This window comes from Synechocystis sp. LKSZ1, assembly GCF_040436315.1.
In the GTDB taxonomy this organism is placed as follows: Bacteria; Cyanobacteriota; Cyanobacteriia; order Cyanobacteriales; family Microcystaceae; genus Synechocystis.
Genome location: NZ_AP031572.1, coordinates 2281122 through 2303752 on the forward strand (window position 1 = coordinate 2281122; position 22631 = coordinate 2303752).

General features: G+C 51.1%; 24 protein-coding genes and 1 pseudogene. 15 read left to right on the forward strand and 10 right to left on the reverse strand.

All coding sequences use genetic code 11. The features are described from left to right. The first annotated feature begins 77 nt into the window (after positions 1 to 77). The gene (locus ABXS88_RS10450) at positions 78 to 1235 is read left to right on the forward strand and encodes an aminoglycoside phosphotransferase family protein (protein ID WP_353671988.1); all 1158 of its coding nucleotides are present in this window, start codon (positions 78 to 80) and stop codon (positions 1233 to 1235) included. Here the strand turns inward: ABXS88_RS10450 and ABXS88_RS10455 are convergent. Next, complete coding sequence (locus tag ABXS88_RS10455) at positions 1200 to 1916, reverse strand: GDSL-type esterase/lipase family protein (RefSeq protein WP_353671989.1); 717 nt, start codon at positions 1914 to 1916, stop codon at positions 1200 to 1202. The genes ABXS88_RS10450 and ABXS88_RS10455 overlap by 36 nt on opposite strands. 169 nt (positions 1917 to 2085) lie before the next feature. Between ABXS88_RS10455 and tsaB the strand changes: the two genes are divergently transcribed. Continuing rightward, on the forward strand, positions 2086 to 2706 hold the full coding sequence (gene tsaB / locus ABXS88_RS10460; protein ID WP_353671990.1) for a tRNA (adenosine(37)-N6)-threonylcarbamoyltransferase complex dimerization subunit type 1 TsaB: 621 nt from the start codon (positions 2086 to 2088) through the stop codon (positions 2704 to 2706). 4 nt (positions 2707 to 2710) lie between these two features. On the opposite strand, the gene ABXS88_RS10465 is transcribed toward tsaB, so the two are convergent. Beyond that, the gene (locus ABXS88_RS10465; RefSeq protein ID WP_353671991.1) at positions 2711 to 3619 is read right to left on the reverse strand and encodes a Sll0314/Alr1548 family TPR repeat-containing protein; all 909 of its coding nucleotides are present in this window, start codon (positions 3617 to 3619) and stop codon (positions 2711 to 2713) included. A gap of 103 nt (positions 3620 to 3722) precedes the next feature. Here ABXS88_RS10465 and ABXS88_RS10470 point away from each other — a divergent pair, with 103 nt between their 5' ends. The 11 genes and pseudogenes from ABXS88_RS10470 (at position 3723) to ABXS88_RS10520 (ending at position 13297) form a co-directional block, all read left to right on the forward strand. After that, positions 3723 to 4397 (forward strand): energy-coupling factor ABC transporter ATP-binding protein, encoded by a 675-nt coding sequence (locus ABXS88_RS10470; RefSeq protein WP_353671992.1) that lies wholly within the window; start codon positions 3723 to 3725, stop codon positions 4395 to 4397. Continuing rightward, positions 4388 to 5134 carry a 16S rRNA (guanine(527)-N(7))-methyltransferase RsmG gene (rsmG, locus tag ABXS88_RS10475; RefSeq protein WP_353671993.1) on the forward strand — a complete coding sequence of 249 codons (747 nt, stop codon included), beginning with the start codon at positions 4388 to 4390 and terminating at the stop codon, positions 5132 to 5134. The genes ABXS88_RS10470 and rsmG overlap by 10 nt, the downstream gene beginning before the upstream one ends. 6 nt (positions 5135 to 5140) lie before the next feature. Further along, positions 5141 to 5551, forward strand: a pseudogene (locus tag ABXS88_RS10480) (MAPEG family protein). 146 nt (positions 5552 to 5697) lie between these two features. Beyond that, the gene (locus ABXS88_RS10485) at positions 5698 to 6801 is read left to right on the forward strand and encodes a type IV pilus biogenesis protein PilM (protein ID WP_353671994.1); all 1104 of its coding nucleotides are present in this window, start codon (positions 5698 to 5700) and stop codon (positions 6799 to 6801) included. Between the two features lie 54 nt (positions 6802 to 6855). After that, complete coding sequence (locus ABXS88_RS10490) at positions 6856 to 7719, forward strand: PilN domain-containing protein (RefSeq protein WP_353671995.1); 864 nt, start codon at positions 6856 to 6858, stop codon at positions 7717 to 7719. Positions 7720 to 7744: 25 nt separating this feature from the next. Next, positions 7745 to 8542, forward strand: coding sequence for a pilus assembly protein (locus ABXS88_RS10495; RefSeq protein ID WP_353671996.1), 798 nt, complete (start codon positions 7745 to 7747; stop codon positions 8540 to 8542). Between the two features lie 81 nt (positions 8543 to 8623). Continuing rightward, positions 8624 to 10825, forward strand: coding sequence for a secretin N-terminal domain-containing protein (locus tag ABXS88_RS10500; protein WP_353671997.1), 2202 nt, complete (start codon positions 8624 to 8626; stop codon positions 10823 to 10825). A gap of 6 nt (positions 10826 to 10831) precedes the next feature. Continuing rightward, positions 10832 to 11158, forward strand: coding sequence for a hypothetical protein (locus ABXS88_RS10505; protein ID WP_353671998.1), 327 nt, complete (start codon positions 10832 to 10834; stop codon positions 11156 to 11158). Continuing rightward, complete coding sequence (locus ABXS88_RS10510; protein ID WP_353671999.1) at positions 11143 to 11382, forward strand: hypothetical protein; 240 nt, start codon at positions 11143 to 11145, stop codon at positions 11380 to 11382. The genes ABXS88_RS10505 and ABXS88_RS10510 overlap by 16 nt, the downstream gene beginning before the upstream one ends. Before the next feature lie 10 nt (positions 11383 to 11392). Further along, positions 11393 to 12169 carry a pentapeptide repeat-containing protein gene (locus ABXS88_RS10515; protein WP_353672000.1) on the forward strand — a complete coding sequence of 259 codons (777 nt, stop codon included), beginning with the start codon at positions 11393 to 11395 and terminating at the stop codon, positions 12167 to 12169. A gap of 84 nt (positions 12170 to 12253) precedes the next feature. Next, entirely contained in the window at positions 12254 to 13297 is a 1044-nt protein-coding gene (locus ABXS88_RS10520) for a glucokinase (RefSeq protein WP_353672001.1), read from the forward strand. Here the strand turns inward: ABXS88_RS10520 and ABXS88_RS10525 are convergent. From ABXS88_RS10525 to ABXS88_RS10550, 6 genes are all read right to left on the reverse strand, one after another. Further along, positions 13294 to 13827: a R3H domain-containing nucleic acid-binding protein gene (locus ABXS88_RS10525; protein WP_353672002.1), complete on the reverse strand. Its 534-nt coding sequence runs from the start codon at positions 13825 to 13827 to the stop codon at positions 13294 to 13296. The two genes, ABXS88_RS10520 and ABXS88_RS10525, sit on opposite strands and share 4 nt — an antisense overlap. Positions 13828 to 13920: 93 nt before the next feature. Further along, positions 13921 to 15072: a membrane protein insertase YidC gene (gene yidC, locus ABXS88_RS10530; RefSeq protein WP_353672003.1), complete on the reverse strand. Its 1152-nt coding sequence runs from the start codon at positions 15070 to 15072 to the stop codon at positions 13921 to 13923. Between the two features lie 95 nt (positions 15073 to 15167). Continuing rightward, positions 15168 to 15563 carry a PH domain-containing protein gene (locus tag ABXS88_RS10535; RefSeq protein ID WP_353672004.1) on the reverse strand — a complete coding sequence of 132 codons (396 nt, stop codon included), beginning with the start codon at positions 15561 to 15563 and terminating at the stop codon, positions 15168 to 15170. Further along, positions 15553 to 15909 (reverse strand): ribonuclease P protein component, encoded by a 357-nt coding sequence (gene rnpA, locus ABXS88_RS10540; RefSeq protein WP_353672005.1) that lies wholly within the window; start codon positions 15907 to 15909, stop codon positions 15553 to 15555. The genes ABXS88_RS10535 and rnpA overlap by 11 nt, the downstream gene beginning before the upstream one ends. Positions 15910 to 15934: 25 nt before the next feature. Beyond that, positions 15935 to 16072 carry a 50S ribosomal protein L34 gene (rpmH, locus tag ABXS88_RS10545; RefSeq protein ID WP_353672006.1) on the reverse strand — a complete coding sequence of 46 codons (138 nt, stop codon included), beginning with the start codon at positions 16070 to 16072 and terminating at the stop codon, positions 15935 to 15937. A gap of 69 nt (positions 16073 to 16141) precedes the next feature. Then, entirely contained in the window at positions 16142 to 16675 is a 534-nt protein-coding gene (locus tag ABXS88_RS10550) for a DUF2808 domain-containing protein (RefSeq protein WP_353672007.1), read from the reverse strand. A 206-nt stretch (positions 16676 to 16881) separates the two neighbouring features. Between ABXS88_RS10550 and pntA the strand changes: the two genes are divergently transcribed. After that, positions 16882 to 18480, forward strand: coding sequence for a Re/Si-specific NAD(P)(+) transhydrogenase subunit alpha (gene pntA, locus ABXS88_RS10555; RefSeq protein WP_353672008.1), 1599 nt, complete (start codon positions 16882 to 16884; stop codon positions 18478 to 18480). Positions 18481 to 18588: 108 nt separating this feature from the next. After that, on the forward strand, positions 18589 to 20037 hold the full coding sequence (pntB, locus tag ABXS88_RS10560; RefSeq protein ID WP_353672009.1) for a Re/Si-specific NAD(P)(+) transhydrogenase subunit beta: 1449 nt from the start codon (positions 18589 to 18591) through the stop codon (positions 20035 to 20037). A gap of 250 nt (positions 20038 to 20287) precedes the next feature. Here pntB and ABXS88_RS10565 read toward each other — a convergent pair whose 3' ends face one another. Together ABXS88_RS10565 and ABXS88_RS10570 are read right to left on the reverse strand one after the other, a co-directional pair. Beyond that, on the reverse strand, positions 20288 to 21835 hold the full coding sequence (locus tag ABXS88_RS10565; protein WP_353672010.1) for an ammonium transporter: 1548 nt from the start codon (positions 21833 to 21835) through the stop codon (positions 20288 to 20290). Between the two features lie 224 nt (positions 21836 to 22059). Then, positions 22060 to 22623: a DciA family protein gene (locus tag ABXS88_RS10570; protein WP_353672011.1), complete on the reverse strand. Its 564-nt coding sequence runs from the start codon at positions 22621 to 22623 to the stop codon at positions 22060 to 22062. Positions 22624 to 22631 lie beyond the last annotated feature (8 nt).

A 22631-nucleotide genomic window follows, 5' to 3' on the forward strand; every position in this document is an offset into this window, starting at 1 on the left:
GTTGAACTGGCTAGTTTTCTGGGAACCTTGTCCCTGCCGTAGCGAGTCCCGACCTTTAGTCTCCCCCTCCTTTCTCTATGATTGAAGCGCTTTCCCCTGAAGTTGCCGCCACAATTTGGCCCATTGCCGACCAGTTCGCCCATCAGGGCCAGATTACCGGCCTTAAACGCTTTGGTAATGGCAACATCAACGACACTTTCCTAGTGAGCCTCGACGATGTCGCCCAGACCTACGATGTCGCCCAGACCTGTTTTGTCCTGCAACGGATTAATACCCAGGTCTTCCACAATCCCCAGGGAGTAATGAGCAACATGGTGGTCTTGACGGAACATATCCACCAAAAATGGCATGAGCATGCCGATAATCGTCGCTGGGAAATGCCCAGGGTGATTCTGACGCGACAACAGCAAGATCACTGGGACTCCGGGACGGGGGACTACTGGCGGGCCATCAGCTACATTGAAGGGTCGGAATCCTTTGATACGTTGCAAGACCTGGATCATGCCCGGGAGGTGGGTTATGCGCTGGGAACTTTTCATCATCTCGTGAGCGATCTCGACCCCCAGCGTTTGGTGGATACGCTGCCTGGCTTTCACATCACCCCGCAATATTTGACTCAGTACCAGCAAGTGTTGGAGACAATCCCTACCTCCCGGTTAACCAGTCCTGAGGTAAAATTTTGTTTGGATTTTGTCAGGGAGCGGGCGGCCTGGTGTTCAGTGCTAGAAACGGCCAAGGCCCAGGGAAAACTGCCCCTCCGTTTGATGCACGGCGATCCCAAGGTCAATAACATCATGTTCGACTGTGCTACGGGCAAGGCCGTGAGTGTGGTGGATCTCGACACCGCTAAACCCGGCCTGATCCACTACGATCTGGGAGATTGTCTCCGCTCTGGCTGTAATCCCCTCGGGGAAGACACGACAGACTGGCAACAGGTTCGCTTTGAGCCAGACCTCTGCCGCAGTATTTTGGCTGGCTATTGTGGGGTGGCCCAGGGCTTTTTAACCCCCGCCGATTACGATTACCTGGTGGCGGCCATTCGTCTGATCGCCTTTGAATTGGGCCTGCGCTTCTTTAGCGATTACCTAGCTGGCAATCAGTACTTTAAAGTCAAGTATGCTGAGCATAACCTGGCCCGGGCCCTGGTTCAATTTCAACTCACCGCCAGCATCGAGGGCCAGGCCGAATCCCTAGAAAAATTAGTGCAATCTCTGCGGCAGGGCCGAACTTTTTAGAGACTTGACTGGGGGCAACCAGTGGAGCACTTCATCCAACAGGGCCTTATAACCTGCGACATTGGGGTGAATGCCATCGTCCATCAGATGCGCCTCGATCCAGGCTGGGCCGCGCTCAAGCCAACGCTCAAAAATATCCAAGTAGGGAATTTGTCGGGCCTGACAGGCCTGTTTCATCACTTCCTTGTAGCGGTATTGGTCAGCCTGATTGAAATAGAAACAGTCAAAGAAAGGCATTTTGGCCTCATTCACCGGCACCATCCCCACCACCACCACCGGACAAAGGGCCTGGGCTGTCGTCAACAGGGTTTCTACTTGCTCTGAAAAAATGGCCAAATCCGTGACGTTGCGGCCCTCGGGCCGGCCGAGACGAGGGGAATCATTCACCCCCACCGATAGGATCAATTGATCGGGAACTTGATTGCGGATTTCTCCCCGGTAACGAAATTCCTGCTCTAGACGCTCGGCTACCTGGGCCACCCGGTCGCCGCGAATGCCGAGATTGTACAGAACTGGCCCTTGCGCTTCCATCCAAACCCGGCGTAGGCGTTCTACCCAACCGCCACCCACTGGATCGCCGTAGCCGTAGACCAAGCTGTCCCCTATGGCAATCACCTTGGGGGGATGCTCGAAACGGGCAGTGGAAAAGGGGCGAATTGAACTGGCGGCAGTTGCAGTCATGGAATCAAAAATTAAACAGCTTTTGTTACAAATCTCAATCAAAGCTTAGCGCAAGACCTCCGGTTGGGTCTAGGTATTTATGCGAGGGAGGACGACTATCTAGGAACCACTTTACCTCTGAGGGTAGGATAGAAATCTTCCCGACGATTCACCCCCAGCCCTCCTACCCATGCCCCGCAATGATCTTGGTTACGGCCTTGCCCTCCATACCTCTAGCCGTGAACTCGGCCTGGCCCTGGCCCTTGGCCCTCAGCTTCTGCGTCACCAGAGTTGGAACCTAGACCGGGCCCTTTCTAACTATCTCCACTCCCATCTCCAGGACTTTATGCAGCCGCAGACCTGGCAGGAGTTGAGCTATCTGGCCGTGGCCCAAGGCCCTGGGAGCTTTACTAGTACGCGTATTGGCCTAGTGACAGCCCGCACGCTGGGGCAACAACTCGACCTTCCCGTCTTTGCTTTCTCTAGTCTCTTGACCTATGCTCAATCCCTGGTGGAGACGCTGCTTCCTGGTCAGCTCCTGGCCGTAGAAATGCCGGCTACCCAGGGCCAGTGCTATGGCGCCATTTATCAAGTCCAGGGCCAAGCCCTCACCACGTTAACAGCAGATCAACTCTGGCAACCTCCGGCCTGGCAAAACCACTTGGCTCAGTACGGGCCGGAACTTGTCCTGAAAACAGTCCCAGAGGGTCTGGGAGTAACGGCCCCCCATCTCTTGCAGTTGGCCCATTGGGCCTGGCATAGGGGAGTGGCCCCCGACTGGTCTCTGGCCCTGCCCTTCTACGGCAATTAAGGCGCTAATCGAAGGATTTGAGATTGGGGTTATCCCGTAATTTTTGGATTTCGTACTGAATTGCATTATTTTCGTGATTCAGTTGCACGATCACCGCCTGGGACAATTGGTCTTGTTTTTGCAGGGCCACTTGGTAATAGACCTGAGCACTTTGCAGGAGGGTAATGTCTTTTTGTTCGCGTCCCTTAATGCGCAGGAGTTGGCCCTTGAGGTACTGCAATTCGGGATTTTCCGGGGTTTCTGCCAGGGCCTTGTCTAAATACTCCATGGCCTGGTCATATTTTTTCAGATCCCGGTAGGTGGTGGCCAGGGCCCGATTTTTGAGATATTCTGGGGAAGCGTACTGTTGAAAGCGATTGATCACCTGATCGGACTGGCTAAAAGGCGTATATTTAGACAAAAATAGATCGAGGTAGCCCCGCAGAAGATTCAATTCTGGGTCATCGGGATTACTTTTAGCGGCAGTATCGAGGTAGTCGAACACATTACCAGCCTTGCTCACAGCCTCTAAGTAGTTACCTTTTTTGAGCAGGTAGCCCCCTTCAAGGAAATAACTCACGGCCAGGTAAAGATTGCCCCGCAGGGGATCCTGGGGTTTGAGTTGCTCCGCCGCCTGGCGGGTTTTTTCAGCGTAGAGTTTCATGGCCTCAAAATCCGCTGCATCGTAGGCAAGGGAGGCCTGCATGGCAAAGGCGAGGGGCTCATTGGGTTCCGTGGCCATCGCAACGGCCAGGAGGTCTCGGGCTGATTTATAGTTCCCTTCCCGGAAAATGGCATTAAAGGCGGCCTCGGTATGGCTACCAATGTTGCGGGGGGCATAGGGACGGAAGGGATCACCCGCAAAGGCTGGACTCGCGAGGGCCAGACCAAGGAGCGCCAGACAGAAGGATCGAGGGAAAATTTGCAAGCTCATGGGAGTAGAGTGAAGGAGAAGGATTCAGAGAACTTCAAAAATCTGCCACATTGTTGGTTGGCGGGGAATGAATGGAAACGATTAACGCAGGCCATCACTGTTCATGCTCTATCTAAACAATGTCAGCTACCATCCACCGGCAACGCTGACCCCTATTCTAAGAGAAATTAATTTGGAGTTAGCGCCCCAGGCGTTGGCTTTAATTATTGGCCCCAGTGGTTCAGGAAAAACGACCCTGTTGGAAATTTTGGCCGGCTTGGCTGAACCCACCCAAGGCACGATCCTTTGGGGAGACCAAGTGTTAACGCCCCTCCATCTCCAACAATTAGCGGGTTTGGTCTTTCAATTTCCAGAGCGCCATTTCTGTGGGAGTACCCTCCTGGAGGAACTTCGTCTCGGGCATCCGGAATTAGGCAGCGAGCAGCTGCGGCAGGCCCTTCTAGAAGTCGGCCTAGAGCAGATCGATTGGCAAACGGCCCCCTATGCCTTGAGCGGGGGCCAACAACGGCGTTTGGCCCTGGCGGTACAGTTAATTCGTCAACCGAATCTCTTGCTATTGGATGAGCCGACGGCGGGCCTGGATTGGTCAATGCGGCGACAACTCGTGAAACTACTAGCGAAACTTAAGGAACATTGGACTTTGCTGGTGGTTAGCCATGACCCCAAAGAATTAGTACAAATTGCTGATTACGGCTGGCGGATTGATCAGGGCCACCTTACCCCCTGTGAGCCCCAGTCCTTGCTCCCGACCCTGGAGGCCCAGATCCCATGTCCCTAACTACCTTGGACACCTTTTTAACGCTCCTCCCCCAGGCCTTTCTGGATTTGGGTTGGGAACCCAGTCCTGAGCAAATAACCCAATTGGGCCAGCTTTATCAGGAAATTTGCTTGAGTAATCAACACCTCAACCTGACTCGCATTACCGAACCCCAGGCCTTTGTTGAGAAACATCTCTGGGATTCCCTCAGCGGGATTTTATTGTCCGGGCCCCTCCGTGTCTACTCCCAGGCCAAGCTGATCGATGTGGGAACTGGGGCCGGTTTTCCTGGCCTGCCCCTGGCCCTCTGGGCCCCCACCTGGCAAGTAACCGTTCTGGACGCAACCCGCAAAAAAATTAACTTCATTCAAAGTCTTTTGCCTAAATTAGGATTAGGCAATGTCCAGGCCCTGGCTGAACGCACGGAAGTTTTGGGCCAAGACCCCCATCAGCGGGAACAGTACGATATTGCCGTGATCCGAGCCGTGGCGGAAGCCAGCGTCTGCGCCGAGTATCTCTTACCTCTGCTGAAGGTCGGGGGCTGGGCCGTTTTGTATCGAGGACAATGGACAACGGCTGAGACTGAGGCGCTAGAAACCATTGGGCCCCAATTGGGTGGTATCCTCAAAACCATCCAACCAGCTCAAACGCCTTGGACGGGAGGAGAGCGCCATCTCATTTACCTCCAAAAAGAAAACCCGACCCCGGCCCGTTTTCCCCGCCCCGTCGGCATTCCTTGTCAAGCCCCCCTCGCCTAACTGTCTATGCTGAGTCAAACCTACCTCTTCCCCAGTCTGATCACGGCCCTGGCCCTGAGCGTTTACCAAGTTCTAGTGGCTAATGTAGGTCGCGCACGATCTAAGTACAAAGTAATGCCTCCAGCCACCACTGGGAACGCAAATTTTGAGCGGGTTCTGCGGGTTCAGCAAAATACCCTAGAGCAACTAGTCTTTTTTCTTCCCAGTCTCTGGCTTTTTTCCTTCTATCTCAATCCTAGTTGGGGGGCTGGTATTGGCCTGGTATGGGTCATCGGCCGCATTGTCTACGCCTGGGGCTACTACCAGGCGTAGACAATGCGGATGATTGGCTTTGCCTTGAGTATGTTGAGTGGCCTGACCTTGATTTTGGGGGCCTTGGGGGCCATGTTTGGACAGGTAGCCCAATTTTTGAGCTAGGCCTCAGAAAAGGCGAAAATCCACACAAATCGTAACCTTATCTTGACAGCGTTTCCAGATTGGTTAGGATAGGTTTAGCTTCCTCTTCCTCACCTTGATTCTGTCAATTTCTTGACCAATACTTTTCTGCGGTATCCAGTAAAACGATGTTTAGCCGTTTCAAAAACCTATTGGGTCGTAAGTCTCAAGGCGTTGGATTGGAGATTACCCCCGAACGCTTAAATTTGGTTCAGTTGAACAAACAGGGCCAAAGCTACAAACTCAATAAATTCTGTAGCCTGTCTCTGCCTGAGGGCATTTTTGAAGAGGGGAAGATTGTAGATTCTCCCTCCCTGGCGGAAATGATCCAGGAACTCTTCAAGGAAAATAAGATCACGACTAAACAGGTAGCAACAGCGGTTCCGATGCGGGAAGCCATTATCCGTATTATTCCGGTTCCGGCAGAGCTCGATGAGCAGGAACTACGGGATATGGTACTCAACCATGAGGCGGCCCTGTATTTGCCCTATCCTCGGGAAGAAGTCGATCTAGACTACCAAAAGCTGGGCTTTTTTGAAGATGACGACGGCATTGAAAAAGTACAAATCCTGCTCGTCGCCACCCGTAAGGAAGTAACCGACTCCTACCTGGATACCTTCCAGCAGGCCGGTTTAAACGTTGATGTTTTAGAAATTAATAGTTTTGCGCTAATCCGCACCATTCGGGAGCAACTCCGGCAGTTTGGTTCCAAGGAAGCAGCTGTACTCATTGATATAGAATTTGATAACACTGAAATTGCCATTATTGTGGATGGGGTACCCCAGTTTTCCCGAACCGTCCCCATCGGCACCTACCAAATGCAAAACGCCCTGTCTCGGGCCATGAACCTACCGCCTTCCAGAGATCCTAGTATTCTCCAGGGCATGACCATTCCAGTGACCCAGTTCGATACCCTCAGTACCCAGGGAACCGCCGTTAATCCGGGGATGACGGCCCTAATGAGGGTAATGGGAGAGCTGACCGATGAGCTCCGGCGCTCCATCAACTTTTATCTCAACCAAAGTGAAGACCTGGAACTCGTGCAACTGCTCTTAGCCGGGCCAGGCGGGGGACTGCTGCAGTTAGATGAATACCTGACTCAACGCTTGAGTATTCCAACGATGCAGATTGATCCCATTGCGGCCCTCTCCATTGAAACCGAGCAAAATATTGCCATGACGGAACGCCCCAGCTTGGCGACGGTGCTTGGCCTCGGCCTCCGGGAAGCTTAGGGTTAGAGATTCCGCACACTCCCACACCGGCTCACCCCACGTTCATGATGACCTATGTATAGTTTAGACGTTAACTTTCTCAAAGACCGCAGGGAAGACAGTTCCAAGCTGGCAGCCACGGGAACGACGATTGTTTCCCAGACCAAGGATGTTAAAGAACAAATTCCTATCTATATCGGTGCAGCTGTGCTGGTGATCCTCCCTGCCTTAGCTGGTTTAGCAACTTTAGTGGTTGGCTGGCAACAAAGCATGACCGAGCAAAACATCCAGGAATTAGATACGGAATTAACTCGTATTACTGCCCAAAACAAGAAAATCCAGGAGGTCAATGCCAAAGCGGCAGCTATTCATGAAGAAGTCAATGGCTTGATCGGCGTATTTGATCAAGTCAAGCCCTGGTCTGCCATCCTGCAAGATATTACCGATCAAACCCCTGCAGGAGTACAGATTAGTAATATTCAACAGGCGGGTCAGCAGTTAACGCTCAATGGCTTTGCTAGTAATTATTCTGCTCTAAATGATTTTGTTTTAACCCTACAAAATTCTCAGTTTTTTAAGGCAGACCAAACTAAGCTTTTGACGGCCAACGAGGCTCCTTTCCCTGTAGTTGGGGAAAACACCGTAACAGAAGGGGCTCCGGCTAATAATCCCACGAATCAACCCCCTGGCCAAGCGAAAGAGGGGGAACCCAAACCGACGGTAGTCATTCCCCAGGGGGTTAAATACACGGTTCAAACCCAGTTAACTGACACTCCTGACCAGCAACTGATGGATGACCTGATTCGCAAAGGAGCCCCCGGCCTGGTTGCTCGCTTCAAGCTTCTAGAGGAAACTGGTGCTCTGAAAGGGCCGACTGCCCCTGCAGTAGCTCCCCCTCCTGCTGCTCCCGCCGATGCGGCCCCAGCCCCCAATCCCTAATCCGGCCTTTTGAGGAGTAACCCCCATGACCTACACCCAAGACTACTCAACGACCACGATCATTGATGATTTTGGCTCCGAGTCCAACTATCCGACGGCCTTTGGCATTACCTTTACCCCCAAAGTGAGCGGTATTGGCCTAGGCCTACTGGGCCTTTTCGGAGCCGGCTATGTTCTCGTCACTTTCTTCATGCCTGCGTTAGGCAAATATTTAGAACTCAAACTAGATGAGACAACTAAGCAAGAACAAGTTAACCAACAAACCCAAAGTACACTCCAGCAGAAACTCCAGGAAGCAGAGGGCCGTCTTCAGCAGGCAGAAAAACGCCGAGCAACAGTATTAGACCTCTATGCCAACAGTAACGACCTCAAAACTCTATTGCTGGATGTTAATACCCTGATCCAATCCCGTGATCTGACTTTTCTCAATTTTCTGCCCCAGGGGGATCCCGTTATTATTGGGGATGATTCTCTAGGAGCCGGGGCCAAAAATAAACTGAAGCGTCAAACCTATCAGTTGACCATCAAGGGCCCCTTTGGTAATACCCACAATTTCCTTCGCGATCTAGAGCGGCTCCAACCCCTGATTTTGATCAAAGACCTGAAGACTGATTTGGTGCAAACGGAGATTCCCGTCAACCTAGTCCAGAGTGGCAATCGGGCCGAGCTTAAGCCGCAAATTAATGATACCCTGAACACCAGCATGACCCTGGATGTCCTGTTACCCTTAACACCAGAGGAAATTGCTGCCTTAGCGCCACCGCCGCCGCCCCCTGGGGGAGCTGGCCAGGCCCAAAAGCCGGAGGAGACGCCGAAAAAATAAAAAATAATCTTTAACGATCCTGACAAAGTTTTCATCAATGTTCAATAATTGATTGCTAAGTGTGTGATGAGGAGCAAAACTATGAAAAATTACCGTTATTGGCTGACAGCAAAAGTAGTGGCTGGCTTACTAATCGCCCTCCAACCGGCCCAGGCCGCGACCAGCGAAGGCCAACCGGATTTCAAGCAGGAGCTAGAAAAGACAGACCTGAGTACTTCAACTGACCTGTTTACAACGGAGCTCCCTCTCACCACCTCCGCCCTAGAAATTAATACCGAATCTCCTAAAATTAACCCCGCTCCCTTGGAAGTGGCCCAGGTGTTACCGCCCAATCAGGGTCAACCGCCGGTACTAGTGCCCAACCCGGAAGTCATTATCAAATCCAATAATGGCGCTCCCAACCCTGATATTCTCTCACCAGCGGTTCCTGTCGCCCCCGTTTTACCTCGAGCTGTACCGGCTCCCGTTGGGGATATTTCTATATCTAATATTAATATGAACTATGATGTCATTAACCTAGGGACTCGGGGTAGTACCATGATCCCTCGTTTAGTGTTACGTCAAGCCCCTGTCAAGGAAGTGTTACTCGTCCTGGCCCGCTACGCTGGAATGAATATTATTTTTACGGACGGTCAAACGGGCAATAGTCAAGCGAATCAAAGCCAACAACCCCCAGCCCCGAATGCCGTCCAGCCCGCGGCCCAAACCACCATTTCTCTCGATTTAGAACAGGAAACCGTTCAACAGGTCTTTAATGCAGTCTTGATGGTATCGGGGCTAAAAGCGAATCTGCGGGGCACCACCGTCTTTGTTGGCCCTGACCTCCCCCCCCAAGCGATGAACTTGGTGAGCCGAACCTTTCGTTTAAATCAGGCAAAAGCTTCTAACGTCGCGTCCTATTTGGCCCTGCAGGGAGCACAGGTCAATGTTTACCAAGAAGGTAGTACTCAAAGAACCATCGACAACCAAGGCAATGTGACAGTAACGCGAATTAACCCACAAATTATTCCCCTATCTATTCAGTCAAGTCAGGCCGCTACCCCAGGAGCCTCAACAGGATTAACCCCTTTAAGCGGTTTACTCGTTGCGAACGACGACCGGATTAACAGTATTACGTTGACTGGTGAACCCCGCCAGGTCGAAATTGCCTCTGCTCTAATCACCCAGCTCGATGCTCGCCGTCGCCAGGTTGCAGTCAACGTCAAAATCGTTGATATTAACTTGAATAACATCCAAGACTATAACAGTAGCTTTTCCTTTGGCATTAACGACAGCTATTTTGTCCAAGATAACGGTTCAATGGTGATGCGTTTTGGTAGTACTTCTCCCGTTACCAGCGCTAACCTTAATAGTGCCTCTGGCCGAATCACCAATCCTCCCGCTATTCCTAATCCTTTAGGCCCTAATGGAGATTCACCAGGAGTCGCTTTCTATGACCCCAATAATGTCCAGCTAATTCCAGCAACGATTGGAACGCAATCAGTTTTACTGCCATTTTTAACTTCTACCAATCTTGGCATATCAGGTAATCCTTATACGACTGGTATTACAACACCGCCCTTGGCAACCATTGATCCCACGACCGGCCTTATTACCGTTACTCCTCCTGAGTATGATGTTGCCTCCTACTTCCAATATCCTAAGAAATTCCAGGCCCAAATTGAAGCCCAGATTCGTAGCGGCAATGCCAAAATTCTCACTGATCCCATTCTGATGGTGCAAGAGGGCCAGATTGCCAGTGTTAAATTGGTGGAGCAAGTCGTTTCTAGCGTTAATACCCAGGTTGATCCCCTGAGCGGTGTCCGTACCACGACCCCTGTCCTCTCAGATGTCGGTTTAACCCTTAAAGTCAATATCGACAAAATTGATGACAATGGTTTTATTAGTCTGTCGGTAAACCCTCTGGTTTCTTCTCCGGCTGGTACTCAAGTGTTCCGTAGTGGTGATGGGGCCGATAACCAACTAACGCTAATTAATACAAGGGAATTAAGCTCTGGCTTAGTCCGTCTCCGGGATGGTCAAACAATGATTCTCTCCGGGATTATTTCTCAGATTGACCAGACCGTCACCAGCAAGGTACCGGTTCTAGGCGATTTACCCTTGATCGGGGCCCTGTTCCGGAGCCAGACCGATACCACCGACCGCTCTGAGGTGATTGTTCTGTTAACGCCGCAGATTGTTCATGATGGTGCTGAGTCCCAATTTGGCTATAACTTCACCCCTGGTAAGGCTACGGCGGATTATCTACGGAGCAAAGGCTTCCCGGTTCAAGCCCAGCCGTAATCTGGAATGGTCAGCTTCTTTTGCCCTTATCTGGAGCATACTGTAGAGTTAACGGATGAACGTTTGGAGCACATCTGCCGCGTTCATCCCGAACTGTCATCTATCTATGAATCTGCCTTATACTTGACCCTAAGCGATCCAGACCAAGTTCGTCAGAGTTCTCGTTTTGAACAGGCAAAACTATTTACCCGTTGGTTTGAATCTCTTCTAGATGGTAAATATATTATCGTTGTCGTTATTCATAGTACCGAAGAATCTGAACGTTACTGGATTATTACCGCCTACGTTGCCCGTAAATTATCGGGAGGAAAAATAGAATGGCAGAGAAGCTGACGATTATCTATGACAATATAGGAGATATTTTATATATCAATACTTGTTCTCCTTATTTAGGGCAGAATTCAGAAGAAATAGAAGAAAATGTAATTGCTCGCCTCAATCCTAAAACAGAAGCAATTGAGAACTTAGAAATTTTATTTTTCTCTCAATGGATACAAAATTCACAGCCGTTAGACTTACCGCTAGTGGCTGATTTACATTTATCGCTTAAAACATAACGATGATGCCATGAATTTAATTCGTCCCATCTGTGCGGTAGTAATCTTTAGCTCGTTTCTGAGCTGGCCCGTTAAAGCCGAGAGTCTAGAAGACTTAAATCAACTCCTGGCCACGAAAAAATGTTCTCTCTGTGATCTCAGTGGTGCAGGCCTGGTGATGGCTAACCTCAGCGGAGCCAATCTCGTCGGGGCCAATTTGGCCGGGGCCAACCTCAGTGGTGCTAATTTGAGTGGTGCTAATTTGAGTGGTGCTAATTTAGCCGGAACCTCCTTCAACGGGGCCAACTTAACCGGAGCTAATCTCGCAGGGGCCATTCTTAACGGCACAGATTTACGCAATGCCTATCTTAGTAATGCGAACTTCCTCGCTACCAAGTTAGACCAGGCCTATATGCAGGGGGCCATTGGTATTCCCAACAATGCAGGAACACCTCAACTATTCTACGGCTGGGGTCTGTTGGAAACCCAAAAAGGAAGTTACAAAGCGGCCATCAATAACTACGACAAGGCCCTGGCCCTAGACCCAAATTTTGCACCGGGCTACCTTGGCCTGAGTTTAGCCTATCTCAAGCTGGGCAATGAAGCGGCGGCTAAACGAAATGCAGAATATGCTGTTGCCCTTTTCAAACAGCAAGAGAATCCCAGTGGTATTGAGGCCTCGGAAAACGTGATTAAAAATCTAGAGGCCTTGGATGAGGCTCGTCGGCAGGAAGCGGGAACCCCCCAATTGGATGCTATTGTGCGTGGCGTTGCCGGACTGGCCCTGAAATTTCTGCTGAAGTTCTAAAATTGGCCTCAATATTATTGGTTTCATTAATTCCAGCTCGTTTGAGGCGTGTTAGCCTACAGGGGATTTCTTTCTCAATTATCCATGGCCCATCTTCTCCTTGCCGGTGATATTGGCGGTACCAAAACGAGTCTGCGTCTCCTCCAGAGCCAACCCAACTCTGACCAACTCCTGACCCTAGGGGAAGCGACCTATTCCAGCCAGGCTTTTCCTGACCTCATTCCCCTGGTACAAATCTTCCTCCAGCGCCAACCGCTCACTTCCATCGGGCTAACGATTAGTGGGGCCTGTTTTGGTATTGCCGGGCCAGTGCTGGATAATTGTTGTGAGTTAACCAACCTGAATTGGTTCCTTCAAGGGGATATTTTGGCGGCAACCCTCGGTATTCCCCAAGTGACGTTAATTAATGACTTTACTGCCGTTGCCTATGGTCTAGGAGATTTAACTGAGCAAGATTTATTCTGGTTACAATCCGTTCCAGCTCAACCCATGGCCCCCATGGCCCTAATTGGGGCGGGTACTGGCCTCGGTCAGGGTTTCTTGATTCCCCAAGCCAATGGCGGTTATCAAGTATTTGCCAGTGAAGGCGGCCATGCCGATTTTCCGGCTCGGACTCCCCTGGAATTTGAACTGGTTCAGGATATTCGGCGCCGTTATCAATTGGAGCGGGTTTCCATTGAGCGTATTGTCTCGGGCCTGGGTATTGGAAGCATTTATTATTTTCTGCGGGAAAAATATCCCCATCTCGAAGGTCCTGCCCTCAAACAGGCCTGGCAAGCCGGAGAATTTCAGGATAATATTCCGGCCTTGGTCGCTCGGGTGGCCCAGTTAGCCCTAGAGAACAATAATGACCTGGCACGTCAGGCCATGACCTTATTTATTGAGGCCTACGGGGCCGAGGCTGGCAATCTCAGTTTAAAACTATTACCCTACGGCGGCCTCTACATTGCTGGGGGCATTGCACCTAAAATTTTGCCTTTATTAACGTCAGGACGCTTTATGCAGGTCTTTTTGGCCAAGGGGCGTATGCAGGGCCTGCTCGAACAAATTCCCGTGGCCATCGTGCTCAATGAACAGGTGGGCCTGATGGGAGCAGGACGACGGGCCGCTCAACTACTAGCAGATTAGTCAAAAAACACCTGGAGAGGCGGTGGGGCAGTGCGGGGCCGTACAATCAGACGTCGATCGGGCTCTTGGCCCTGGCTTTCTGTGACCAAATCCGCTTCTTTTTCAAAAAAGGTATGAATGAGGCGACGTTCTGCAGCAGATAGCGCTGGCATTTCTACTGGTTGCTGGGTTGATCTGACCTGGGTGGCCGCTTGTTGCGACCACTCTAATAGCTGGGACTGGCGTTGCTGACGATAGTCCGCCATATCGACACTAATCAGAGCCGAATTTTCTAGAGACTCACCATCTGGAGAGCGGTTTAGAGTGGCATTTAGGAGGTACTGCAGGGCATCTAGGCCTTCGCCCCGTTCCCCCATCAGGCCCTTTATTTGGAGAGGATTCAGGGCCTGGGGATCAATCATCAACCACATCCCCTGGGTTAGCACTGCGTCTTGTTTGTCTTCGGCGGTAATTGTCGCCGGCATGCCCATTAAGGTTAACAGGGTCTCTAACCAGACCTGGCCTGACTGAGATGGATTTGCTAAGGTCATGTTACCTTTATCTCTACTGCTTTAGAGGGTGAAGTCCCCCAAGGAGGGGGATAGTAGGGGTCTATGAATCGTCTTAAAGACAGTCAGTACAGCCTAGGAGGTTTTCTCTTTCTTTTTGCCTTTCTTCTCGAAGGGCAGGGCTTCCCTGTTCTGGGCGGCCTTTTCCTGCTGGTCTAGGAGCTTTTGCAGGTTTTCGGGGAGAGGTTCCCGCATTAAAATCACCGTTTGTAGGGTCTGGAAGACATTGGCTAAAACGATGTACATCAACACCCCTGCCGGCAAAGGGAAAAATAAAAACATGCCACTGAACAAAATCGGAGTAATTTTATTAATGGTTTGTTGCTGCTGGGCTTGGGGATTATTGCTCGTGCCACCGGCGGCTCCTGATAGTTCTTGGTTCAAGTAAATACTGAAGCCAAAGAAAACGATCATACCCAGAATGTCCCAGTTAATTTCGCCATTTTCCCCCGTTACGCCGACTTGGCCCAAGGCCTTGATAAACAAGAAACCCGTCTTAGCTGCGATCCCCGGTACGGTAACTTGCACCGTCGCATCTCCTGGGGTTAGGGCCGCTAGACTGCCATCGGCGGTAACAGCCACATGCTCACTCCCCTTGGTGATGCTATAGGTCGGGATTAACGTATTTTTTTCTGCCTCCGTTACCACTTGTTCCAGCGCTTTACCTTCGCTGGTCTGTAAAGTAATCTGAGCAGACTGGCCGGCTCCGAGACGATTGCCACCAGGGAGGACAGCACTAATAGGGTAGTGAATGGCCTCATCGATATAAATATTTTGGGCCTTGGTGGCATAGCTCTGAGGCACAATTTGGGTAATTTGTTCCTGGGGTAAAACCTGGACATCCACCGTGTAATTGATGTCAGAGAAGGGTGAGCCTCGCAGCGTCGCAAAGAGAGCGAAGAGAATCGGCATCTGGAGTAGCAGGGGCAAGCAACCTGCCAAGGGATTGCCAAACTCCTGCATTAATTTACCCATTTCCTCCTGCTGTTTAGCCGGGTCATCCTTATAACGGCGCTGAATCTCCTCCTGGCGCTCTTTCATCAGCGGTTGGGTAATTCGCATTTTCCGCATGTTGCGAATCTGCCCTGCACTCAAGGGATATAGGCCTAGGCGAATGACCAAGGTGAGGGCAATAATAGCAAATCCATAGCTATGCACAATCCCGAAGAAAAAATCCAGGATAGGCAACATGATATTGGTCGAGATAAATCCGATACCGAAGTCCATTCGTTTAACTCTTTAGTCTTGATGGCGGAAAAAGTAAGCTGAGAAGCGGCTGATAATTAGCAGAATGATGGGGGGGATGAGATTCCCCCATTGGCTTAATTGCTAGTAATGGCTTCAAGGGAACGTCCAGTCTTAGCGGCGACGCGCTCTGACATATAGTCACAAATTTCCCGGAATTTGGGCATGGCCCGCAGTTCTAGACGGCTTTTATCGTTGAGAACCACAACGACATCCCCCCAAAGACCAATACCTCGGGGAATTTTTACAATTTTACTGACTTCTCCGTAGACAATGTCGGTACGGTCACGTCCCATCCATCCCCCAGTTACGGAAATGCGACGGTCAGTAATTTTGTAGCGTAACCAAATGGCCCGCACAATTGCCCCAATGGTTAGGGGTAAAAAAATAACGGTAAAACCTAACAGAATATTGATAATCAAATCCCCTATGTGGGGGCCGCCTTCATAATAGGTTGTCTCTCTAATGCCCATGATTCATAATCCCAGCTTGCTTAAATAACTGCTCCAATTCTCGCAAAAAATGTTCATATTTGCATAGGACAGCACTGGGCAACACCACAACGATGACATTAAAGCCCCCGGCCAAGTTAGGACGTTGGGATAATAAAATCGCCCGGAGTTGACGTTTAATCCGGTTACGCACCACGGCTTTTTTACTGACTTTTTGGCTCACAGCTATGCCAAAACGACTCTGGTTTAGACGAGGATCTGGTAAAACCCGCAGGAGGAGATACATTCCCCGATAGCGCTTGCCTTGCTGATACGTTGCCTGGAAGTCTTGCCAGTGCTTGAGCCGCAGGGGTTTTGGTAATCCCACCTAGATGATGACGACAACGGCTAGTCTAGACTGCAAGTTGGTGACGCCCTTTTTTGCGTCTGGCCTGGATCACCTTGCGACCATTGTGGGTTTTCATCCGAGCCCGAAAGCCAGAGGTTCTTTTTTGTTTGCGGCTAGTGCCGCCCAGGGTACGTTGGGTCATGGGATTTACTCAAGGAAATAAGAACAAAAAAACACAGTCTTTAATTATACCACTGAAGACCCATCTTGATTAGCGCTGAATGCTGACGATCCAAGTACCTACGTAAAGGCGCAGAGGAATATCGCCAGAGGCCGTGACATCACAGACGAAATAGTAGGTACCCCAAGTGGGATTTTTGACGTTAGACAAGACAATATCTACCTTGGTATTGGGGTCGATAGGTTGAGCCAGACTAATTTCTAGGAAGCGACTTTCCTTGTCCCAGACCACACTCTCTAGGGGAACAGAACCCGATTTAGTACGGACATCGATGGATTGGGTATCAAATTTACCATCGAAGTTGGCTGGATAGGAGATGTAAAAGCGACTGGCTCCTTGGGTTAGTTTTTTTGCCGGGATATAGAGTTTATAGCGGTCCCATTCATTGGGGAAGCCCCCGAATTGGAGGTAATAGTCCAAAATATCTTTGCGGTCAACACCACTGAAGATGGTAAAACCGGAATTTCCTTGGGCCAGAACAAAGACCGGTAAGCCAAAGAGCAGGGTACCACTCAGCGCTAGTAGCGCTAGAGTTTTTTTCGTTAAGGCGTGGGCTAACATCATTGTTTTCTGCTAATTACGTCTGCCAAAATTGAGGGGGATCCTCGCTGGTTTAGCCTAACATAGTCCTACGGTTGCTTTGGGAAGTGTTTCATCCAGCTAATCAACTGTCTTTGGCTTCCATAATTCCTAAGATATTTTAAGGAATTTCGTCAGCCCTTGGGGATCATTCTAAGATGCAGGGGTGATTTTAGACCCATGCCAAGCTTATGACCCTTGCCGTTACGGATGTTGCTCCGACCTCTGGGGAATCATCCCAATCCTCGCCACGCCCAAAGATCATTGGAATTCCCCGCGAATCCTACCCCCACGAATGCCGAGTGGCCGCTACGCCAGATACGGTCAAGAAATTGCAAAAACTCGGTTTTGAGGTCTGGTTAGAGTCGGGGGCCGGAGAACAAGCCAATTTTCCCGATGCCCTCTACCAAGAACAGGGCTGTCAGATCACCCCGGATCGACAGAAACTCTTCGAGACTGCTGATATTTTGCTCAAGGTGCGCCAACCCTCTCTAGAAGAGGTAGAGGCCCTGCCCCTGGGCAAAACCCTGATTAGCTTTATCTGGCCCGCCCAAAATCCTGCCCTTTTAGAACAATTGGCTGGTAAACAAGCGACGGTACTGGCCATGGATGCCGTACCACGCATTAGTCGTGCCCAAAAGTTAGACGCCCTCAGCTCCATGGCCAATATTGCTGGCTATCGGGCCGTCATCGAAGCGGCCAACCGGTTTGGCCGTTTTTTCACGGGCCAAATTACGGCGGCTGGAAAGGTTCCCCCTGCTAAGGTTTTGGTGATTGGAGCTGGGGTCGCTGGCCTGGCGGCCATTGGCACGGCGAAAAGCCTCGGGGCCATTGTCCGGGCCTTTGATACCCGTCCCGTCGTCAAGGAGCAGGTGGAAAGCCTTGGAGGAGAATTCCTGGAACTTCAGTTTGAGGAAGATGGCAGTGGCGCAGGCGGCTATGCCAAGGTGATGAGTAAGGAATTTATTGAAGCTGAAATGGCCCTATTCGCCGCCCAGGCCCAGGAGGTCGATATCATCATCACCACGGCCCTGATTCCCGGTAAACCTGCGCCTAAATTGATCACAGAGGCCATGGTTCAGAGTATGCGCCAAGGCTCGGTCATTGTGGATCTCGCGGCGGAACAAGGAGGCAATTGTGAAGTCACCAAACCGGGCGAGGTTTACGAATACAACGGCGTGACGATTATCGGTTACACGGACTTACCGAGCCGTATGGCCAATCAATCCAGCCAACTCTATGGCACCAACCTTTGGCATTTACTCAAGGATATGGGGGGGGCAGAAAACTACACCGTCAATACCGAAGATGAGGTGGTGCGCGGGGCCTTGGTTTTACACGAAGGTAAGATCACCTGGCCGCCACCTCCCCTCCCTCAAGCGCCCCCCCCCCCTCCCGCTACAGCTTCATCAGTTATCTCGACAGGGGCCACAGAACCTGCACCAACTGGTAACAAAAATCTGGTTTGGCTGCTGTTGGGGGCCTTGGCCCTGGTGGGCATTGGTCTAGGCGCCCCGTCTTCGTTCCTCTCTCACCTCACCGTCTTTGTGTTGGCCTGTGTTGTGGGCTGGCAGGTGATCTGGAATGTTGCTCCGGCCCTGCATACCCCCCTGATGAGTGTCACCAATGCCATCAGTGGCATCATTATTATCGGCGGCATGCTCCAGATTTCTGGCCCTCTCCAAAGCCCAACCACAATTCTGGGGATAATTGCCATCCTAGTCGGCACCATCAATATTTCCGGGGGCTTCCTGGTAACCCAGCGAATGCTCAAGATGTTCAGAAAATAAGTTTCTTGAGTTCAAATGACTAAGCCAAGGACAATACTAAAGCACTGCAACCGCGCTGAATTCCCTTGGCTAGCAAAAATTTCCGAATAGTTCATTCCTTTGCCCATTATGTCCAACAGCTTACAGACGGTGGCCTATATTGCCGCCAGTGTTCTTTTCATTTTTAGTCTAGGGGGCCTGGCCAATCAGGAAACCGCCCGACGGGGAAATTGGCTTGGTATCGCCGGGATGGTTTTGGCCTTTATCGCTACAGCTCTGAGTCCCCAGTTTCAGGGTTATGGGCCTCTAGTAGTGGCCATTGTGCCGGCCGTGCTGGTGGGTTTTCTGCTGGCCTCCCGTGTTGCCATGACCTCCATGCCTGAGTTGGTGGCCATTCTCCATAGTTTTGTCGGACTAGCGGCCGTATTGGTCGGGATTGGTAACTACCTGGCCCCGGAGGCCGGTTTGACAGGAGCAGAGGCCACCATTCACCAGATTGAAATCTATCTGGGCGTTTTTATTGGGGCTGTCACTTTTACCGGTTCCATTATCGCCTTCGGCAAACTGCGGGCTCTGATTAGTAGTAAACCGTTACTTTTACCGGCCCGTCATTTTTTAAATCTTGGCCTGTTAACTGCCGTCATCATTCTGGGCTGGCAGTTTATGGTTCTGGACAACCCCCAGGGCCTAAATCCCTTGCTGATCATGACGGGATTAGCGGGACTTTTAGGAATTCACCTCGTCGCGGCCATTGGGGGGGCTGATATGCCCGTTGTTATTTCTATGCTCAATAGCTATTCCGGTTGGGCAGCGGCGGCGGCAGGTTTTATGCTCTCCAACGACCTGCTAATCATCACTGGGGCATTGGTAGGCAGTAGTGGGGCCATCCTAAGCTACATCATGTGCCGAGCCATGAACCGTTCTTTCCTGAGTGTGATTCTTGGGGGCTTTGGTGAAGGGGCCAGTGCGGTGTCAGGCCCTAAAACCGACAATACGCCCGTCGGCACGGTAACAGCTACCACCGTCGAAGACGTAGCGGAACTCCTCAACCAGGCCCAGAGCGTGATTATTACCCCTGGTTACGGCATGGCCGTGGCCCAGGCCCAGCACGCTGTTTCGGACATTACTAAACTGCTCCGGGGCAAAAAAATCCCCGTTCGGTTTGGCATTCACCCGGTGGCGGGGCGTTTACCGGGCCACATGAACGTCCTTCTCGCTGAAGCCAATGTGCCCTACGACATCGTACTGGAAATGGACGAAATTAACGAAGATTTCCCAGAAACTGACGTTGTTCTCGTGATTGGGGCCAATGATACGGTCAACCCCAGTGCCCTGGAGGATCCCCAGAGTCCCATTGCCGGAATGCCCGTCCTAGAAGTCTGGAAAGCTAATCATGTTGTAGTCATGAAACGGAGTATGGCCTCGGGCTATGCCGGGGTAGAAAATCCTCTGTTCTACAAAGACAATACCCAGATGCTTTTTGGGGACGCCAAGCAAAACGTCGATGCCATTCTGGCTTGTCTCCGGTCTCATCAAGATGCGGGAGCAAAGGCGGCCCAGGTGCCCCTAGGCGTCTAATACTACCTCTCTGGAGCCTTCCACCACACAACTGGTACCTATCCTGTCCTCCCCTTTGCAAGGGGAGGTGCCGAAGGCGGAGGGGTAAAAAATCTGTAGTCTCCTAGTTTGGAGGATTAGACTAGAGGACATTGGCGGCAATTAGGGCCCTCAAAAAAGGAGAGTAGAAAAAGCCCAAATCTGGACTTAATCTACTCATCCCAACCACGATTATGAAGCTCAAAAAAACTGGAGCTTTCGGCGGCCGAGCTTACTCAGCACCACTCCCCACAAAGGCATCAACATCCTTCACAAAACCTGTGTAGGCTTCCATGCCGTGTTCGCCAATATCCAGACCCATGAGTTCCTCGTCCTTCTTGACTCGAATTCCGAGGGTTTGTTTCAGGATAAACCAAGCCAGGACACTAAAGGCAACGGTAAAGGCCCCAATGGCCACAATCCCGATAATTTGATTGATTAGGAGTCCAACGCCACCACCGTAGAACAGACCACTAGCCGCACCTTCCGCAGGAGCAATGGGGTTTTTGGGGTCGGCCAAAAGACCCACTGCGAGGGTTCCCCAGGTACCATTAACCAAGTGAACAGAAACCGCACCTACGGGGTCATCAACCTTAATACTGTCGAAAAAGCCAACAGCATAGACAACGAGGATACCGGCAATACTACCGACTAGAATCGCTCCCCAGTAGGAGAAAACATTACAGCCTGCAGTGACGCCGACTAAGCCCGCCAAAATACCATTAATGATCATACTGAGGTCGGGCTTACCATCCTTTGCCCAGCAAGTCGCCGTTGCGGCAATCCCTCCGGCGGCCCCCGCCAGGTTCGTGGTCACAGCAATGTAGGCACAATCTGGAGAAGCAGCTAATTGGGAACCGGGGTTAAAGCCAAACCAGCCAATCCAGAGAATTAAACAACCAAGGGTCGCAATACTGAGGTTATGGCCGGGAATCGCACTAGGACGACCATCAACATACTTGCCAATGCGAGGCCCGAGAATAATAGCTCCCACCAGAGCGGCCCAACCACCAACGGAGTGAACCACAGTAGAACCAGCAAAGTCACGGAAGCCTAGAGTACTAAGCCAGCCACCTCCCCAGGCCCAGTGGCCGGTGATGGGGTAAGAAATCCCTACTAGGAGCAGACTGAAGATAATAAAGTCAACAAATTTAATGCGCTCCGCCACCGCCCCAGAAACGATCGTGGCGGCGGTACCAGCGAAGGCTACCTGGAAAAGGAAAAAAACGGGAACGGGCAGGCCTTCGGGGAAGGGCTTGAGGCCATAGGTCTCTGAGGCACCACTCACAAACCAGCCACCAAGGCCCAGGAAGGGACTGCCGTCTGCACCAAACATCAAAGAAAAACCAATGGCCCAGAAAGCAATGGTAGCCAGAGCAAAGACGATCAGGTTTTTGGTCAAAATGTTAACGGCATTTTTTTGACGACAGAGGCCAGCCTCCAGCATACAAAAACCGGCATTCATGAAAATAACCAAAATGGCCGCGATTAGAATCCAGATGGCATCTAATGTCCCTTTCAGGGTAGCGACATTTGCGTTAACACTTTCAACGGTGATATTGACAACTTCGGTACTTTGGGCAGTCGCCGCTGCATGCCAGGCCACGACAATAAGAGCAGACAGAGGAACGCTGGCAAACCAGTAGGAAGTAAATAAAGGCTGGAGGAAACCCAGTCCACTGCGCCAATCTTCCTGGAGAGGTAATTGCTGACGGGATCGAACCCTGTCCGCGGAATTAACATAATCCACGGTCTTCTTCGTTAGAATCTGCTTAGACATCTTGATTTAATCGCTTACGTTTGACTAATTAATCTCTCAAAGACCCGTCTCATCCGGTATAAATTCGGACTAAAAAGGGGGGGAAATACCGAAGAAATGAAGGTTCCTAGGGATTTATCAGGTGTTAAGACTTACAGATTATTTATATTTTCTTTACTTTCTTTCTGTATTTTTAATTACAGAAGCAGTTCTAAGGCCCACTTCTTTCGGTCTCGGGACTGGTATCAATCTCGACGCTGGGCCAAGGTTTTCGTCCACCGTCGGCGAGCACAGCAGGCACAAACAGACCAACGGGCCAGGGCCAGGGAATCAGTGGGGGCCTGACATTGGGGACAACTAGGTAAGACTTGCCGCCGTTGTTCCATCACAGCTAGCCAACGGCCCAGGGCCTGCTCTGGATCCATCACGGGCTTTTGCTCGGGAGATTCTTCAGGAAAGAGTGTTGTCAGAGGTGGGGACGTTTCTGGCTCTGTCGGATTCGCATCGGGACGCCATTGGTACCACTGCCCTGGAGAAAAACGCAGATCCTGGAGGGGGTCTGAGAGATGGCGATTGAGTTGAGTCAATAGTTGAGGACGTTGGAAGCTCAGGGTCTGGGCCCAAACAGGGGAGGCCGTGGCAATCCAAAGTACCTGCTGGCGAAGGGCAATGGGGCGAGTATGCGAGTAGATCTCAGGCGTTACTACCTGACGCCAGGCTATCAGCGTTTGCTGGTAATGACGCAGGTGCTCCCAGTGGGGATGCTGTTGCAAATTACCAAGAAGACCGGACAGGGAGTTGAAGGACATGGCTATCA

What these genes read in the sequence shown, in the direction of transcription:
- ABXS88_RS10450 (WP_353671988.1), top strand. Translation starts at nt 78, where the DNA reads ATGATTGAAGCGCTTTCCCCTGAAGTTGCCGCCACAATTTGGCCCATT.
- ABXS88_RS10455 (WP_353671989.1), bottom strand. Translation starts at nt 1,916, where the DNA reads ATGACTGCAACTGCCGCCAGTTCAATTCGCCCCTTTTCCACTGCCCGT.
- tsaB (WP_353671990.1), top strand. Translation starts at nt 2,086, where the DNA reads ATGCCCCGCAATGATCTTGGTTACGGCCTTGCCCTCCATACCTCTAGC.
- ABXS88_RS10465 (WP_353671991.1), bottom strand. Translation starts at nt 3,619, where the DNA reads ATGAGCTTGCAAATTTTCCCTCGATCCTTCTGTCTGGCGCTCCTTGGT.
- ABXS88_RS10470 (WP_353671992.1), top strand. Translation starts at nt 3,723, where the DNA reads ATGCTCTATCTAAACAATGTCAGCTACCATCCACCGGCAACGCTGACC.
- rsmG (WP_353671993.1), top strand. Translation starts at nt 4,388, where the DNA reads ATGTCCCTAACTACCTTGGACACCTTTTTAACGCTCCTCCCCCAGGCC.
- ABXS88_RS10485 (WP_353671994.1), top strand. Translation starts at nt 5,698, where the DNA reads ATGTTTAGCCGTTTCAAAAACCTATTGGGTCGTAAGTCTCAAGGCGTT.
- ABXS88_RS10490 (WP_353671995.1), top strand. Translation starts at nt 6,856, where the DNA reads ATGTATAGTTTAGACGTTAACTTTCTCAAAGACCGCAGGGAAGACAGT.
- ABXS88_RS10495 (WP_353671996.1), top strand. Translation starts at nt 7,745, where the DNA reads ATGACCTACACCCAAGACTACTCAACGACCACGATCATTGATGATTTT.
- ABXS88_RS10500 (WP_353671997.1), top strand. Translation starts at nt 8,624, where the DNA reads ATGAAAAATTACCGTTATTGGCTGACAGCAAAAGTAGTGGCTGGCTTA.
- ABXS88_RS10505 (WP_353671998.1), top strand. Translation starts at nt 10,832, where the DNA reads ATGGTCAGCTTCTTTTGCCCTTATCTGGAGCATACTGTAGAGTTAACG.
- ABXS88_RS10510 (WP_353671999.1), top strand. Translation starts at nt 11,143, where the DNA reads ATGGCAGAGAAGCTGACGATTATCTATGACAATATAGGAGATATTTTA.
- ABXS88_RS10515 (WP_353672000.1), top strand. Translation starts at nt 11,393, where the DNA reads ATGAATTTAATTCGTCCCATCTGTGCGGTAGTAATCTTTAGCTCGTTT.
- ABXS88_RS10520 (WP_353672001.1), top strand. Translation starts at nt 12,254, where the DNA reads ATGGCCCATCTTCTCCTTGCCGGTGATATTGGCGGTACCAAAACGAGT.
- ABXS88_RS10525 (WP_353672002.1), bottom strand. Translation starts at nt 13,827, where the DNA reads ATGACCTTAGCAAATCCATCTCAGTCAGGCCAGGTCTGGTTAGAGACC.
- yidC (WP_353672003.1), bottom strand. Translation starts at nt 15,072, where the DNA reads ATGGACTTCGGTATCGGATTTATCTCGACCAATATCATGTTGCCTATC.
- ABXS88_RS10535 (WP_353672004.1), bottom strand. Translation starts at nt 15,563, where the DNA reads ATGGGCATTAGAGAGACAACCTATTATGAAGGCGGCCCCCACATAGGG.
- rpmH (WP_353672006.1), bottom strand. Translation starts at nt 16,072, where the DNA reads ATGACCCAACGTACCCTGGGCGGCACTAGCCGCAAACAAAAAAGAACC.
- ABXS88_RS10550 (WP_353672007.1), bottom strand. Translation starts at nt 16,675, where the DNA reads ATGATGTTAGCCCACGCCTTAACGAAAAAAACTCTAGCGCTACTAGCG.
- pntA (WP_353672008.1), top strand. Translation starts at nt 16,882, where the DNA reads ATGACCCTTGCCGTTACGGATGTTGCTCCGACCTCTGGGGAATCATCC.
- pntB (WP_353672009.1), top strand. Translation starts at nt 18,589, where the DNA reads ATGTCCAACAGCTTACAGACGGTGGCCTATATTGCCGCCAGTGTTCTT.
- ABXS88_RS10565 (WP_353672010.1), bottom strand. Translation starts at nt 21,835, where the DNA reads ATGTCTAAGCAGATTCTAACGAAGAAGACCGTGGATTATGTTAATTCC.
- ABXS88_RS10570 (WP_353672011.1), bottom strand. Translation starts at nt 22,623, where the DNA reads ATGTCCTTCAACTCCCTGTCCGGTCTTCTTGGTAATTTGCAACAGCAT.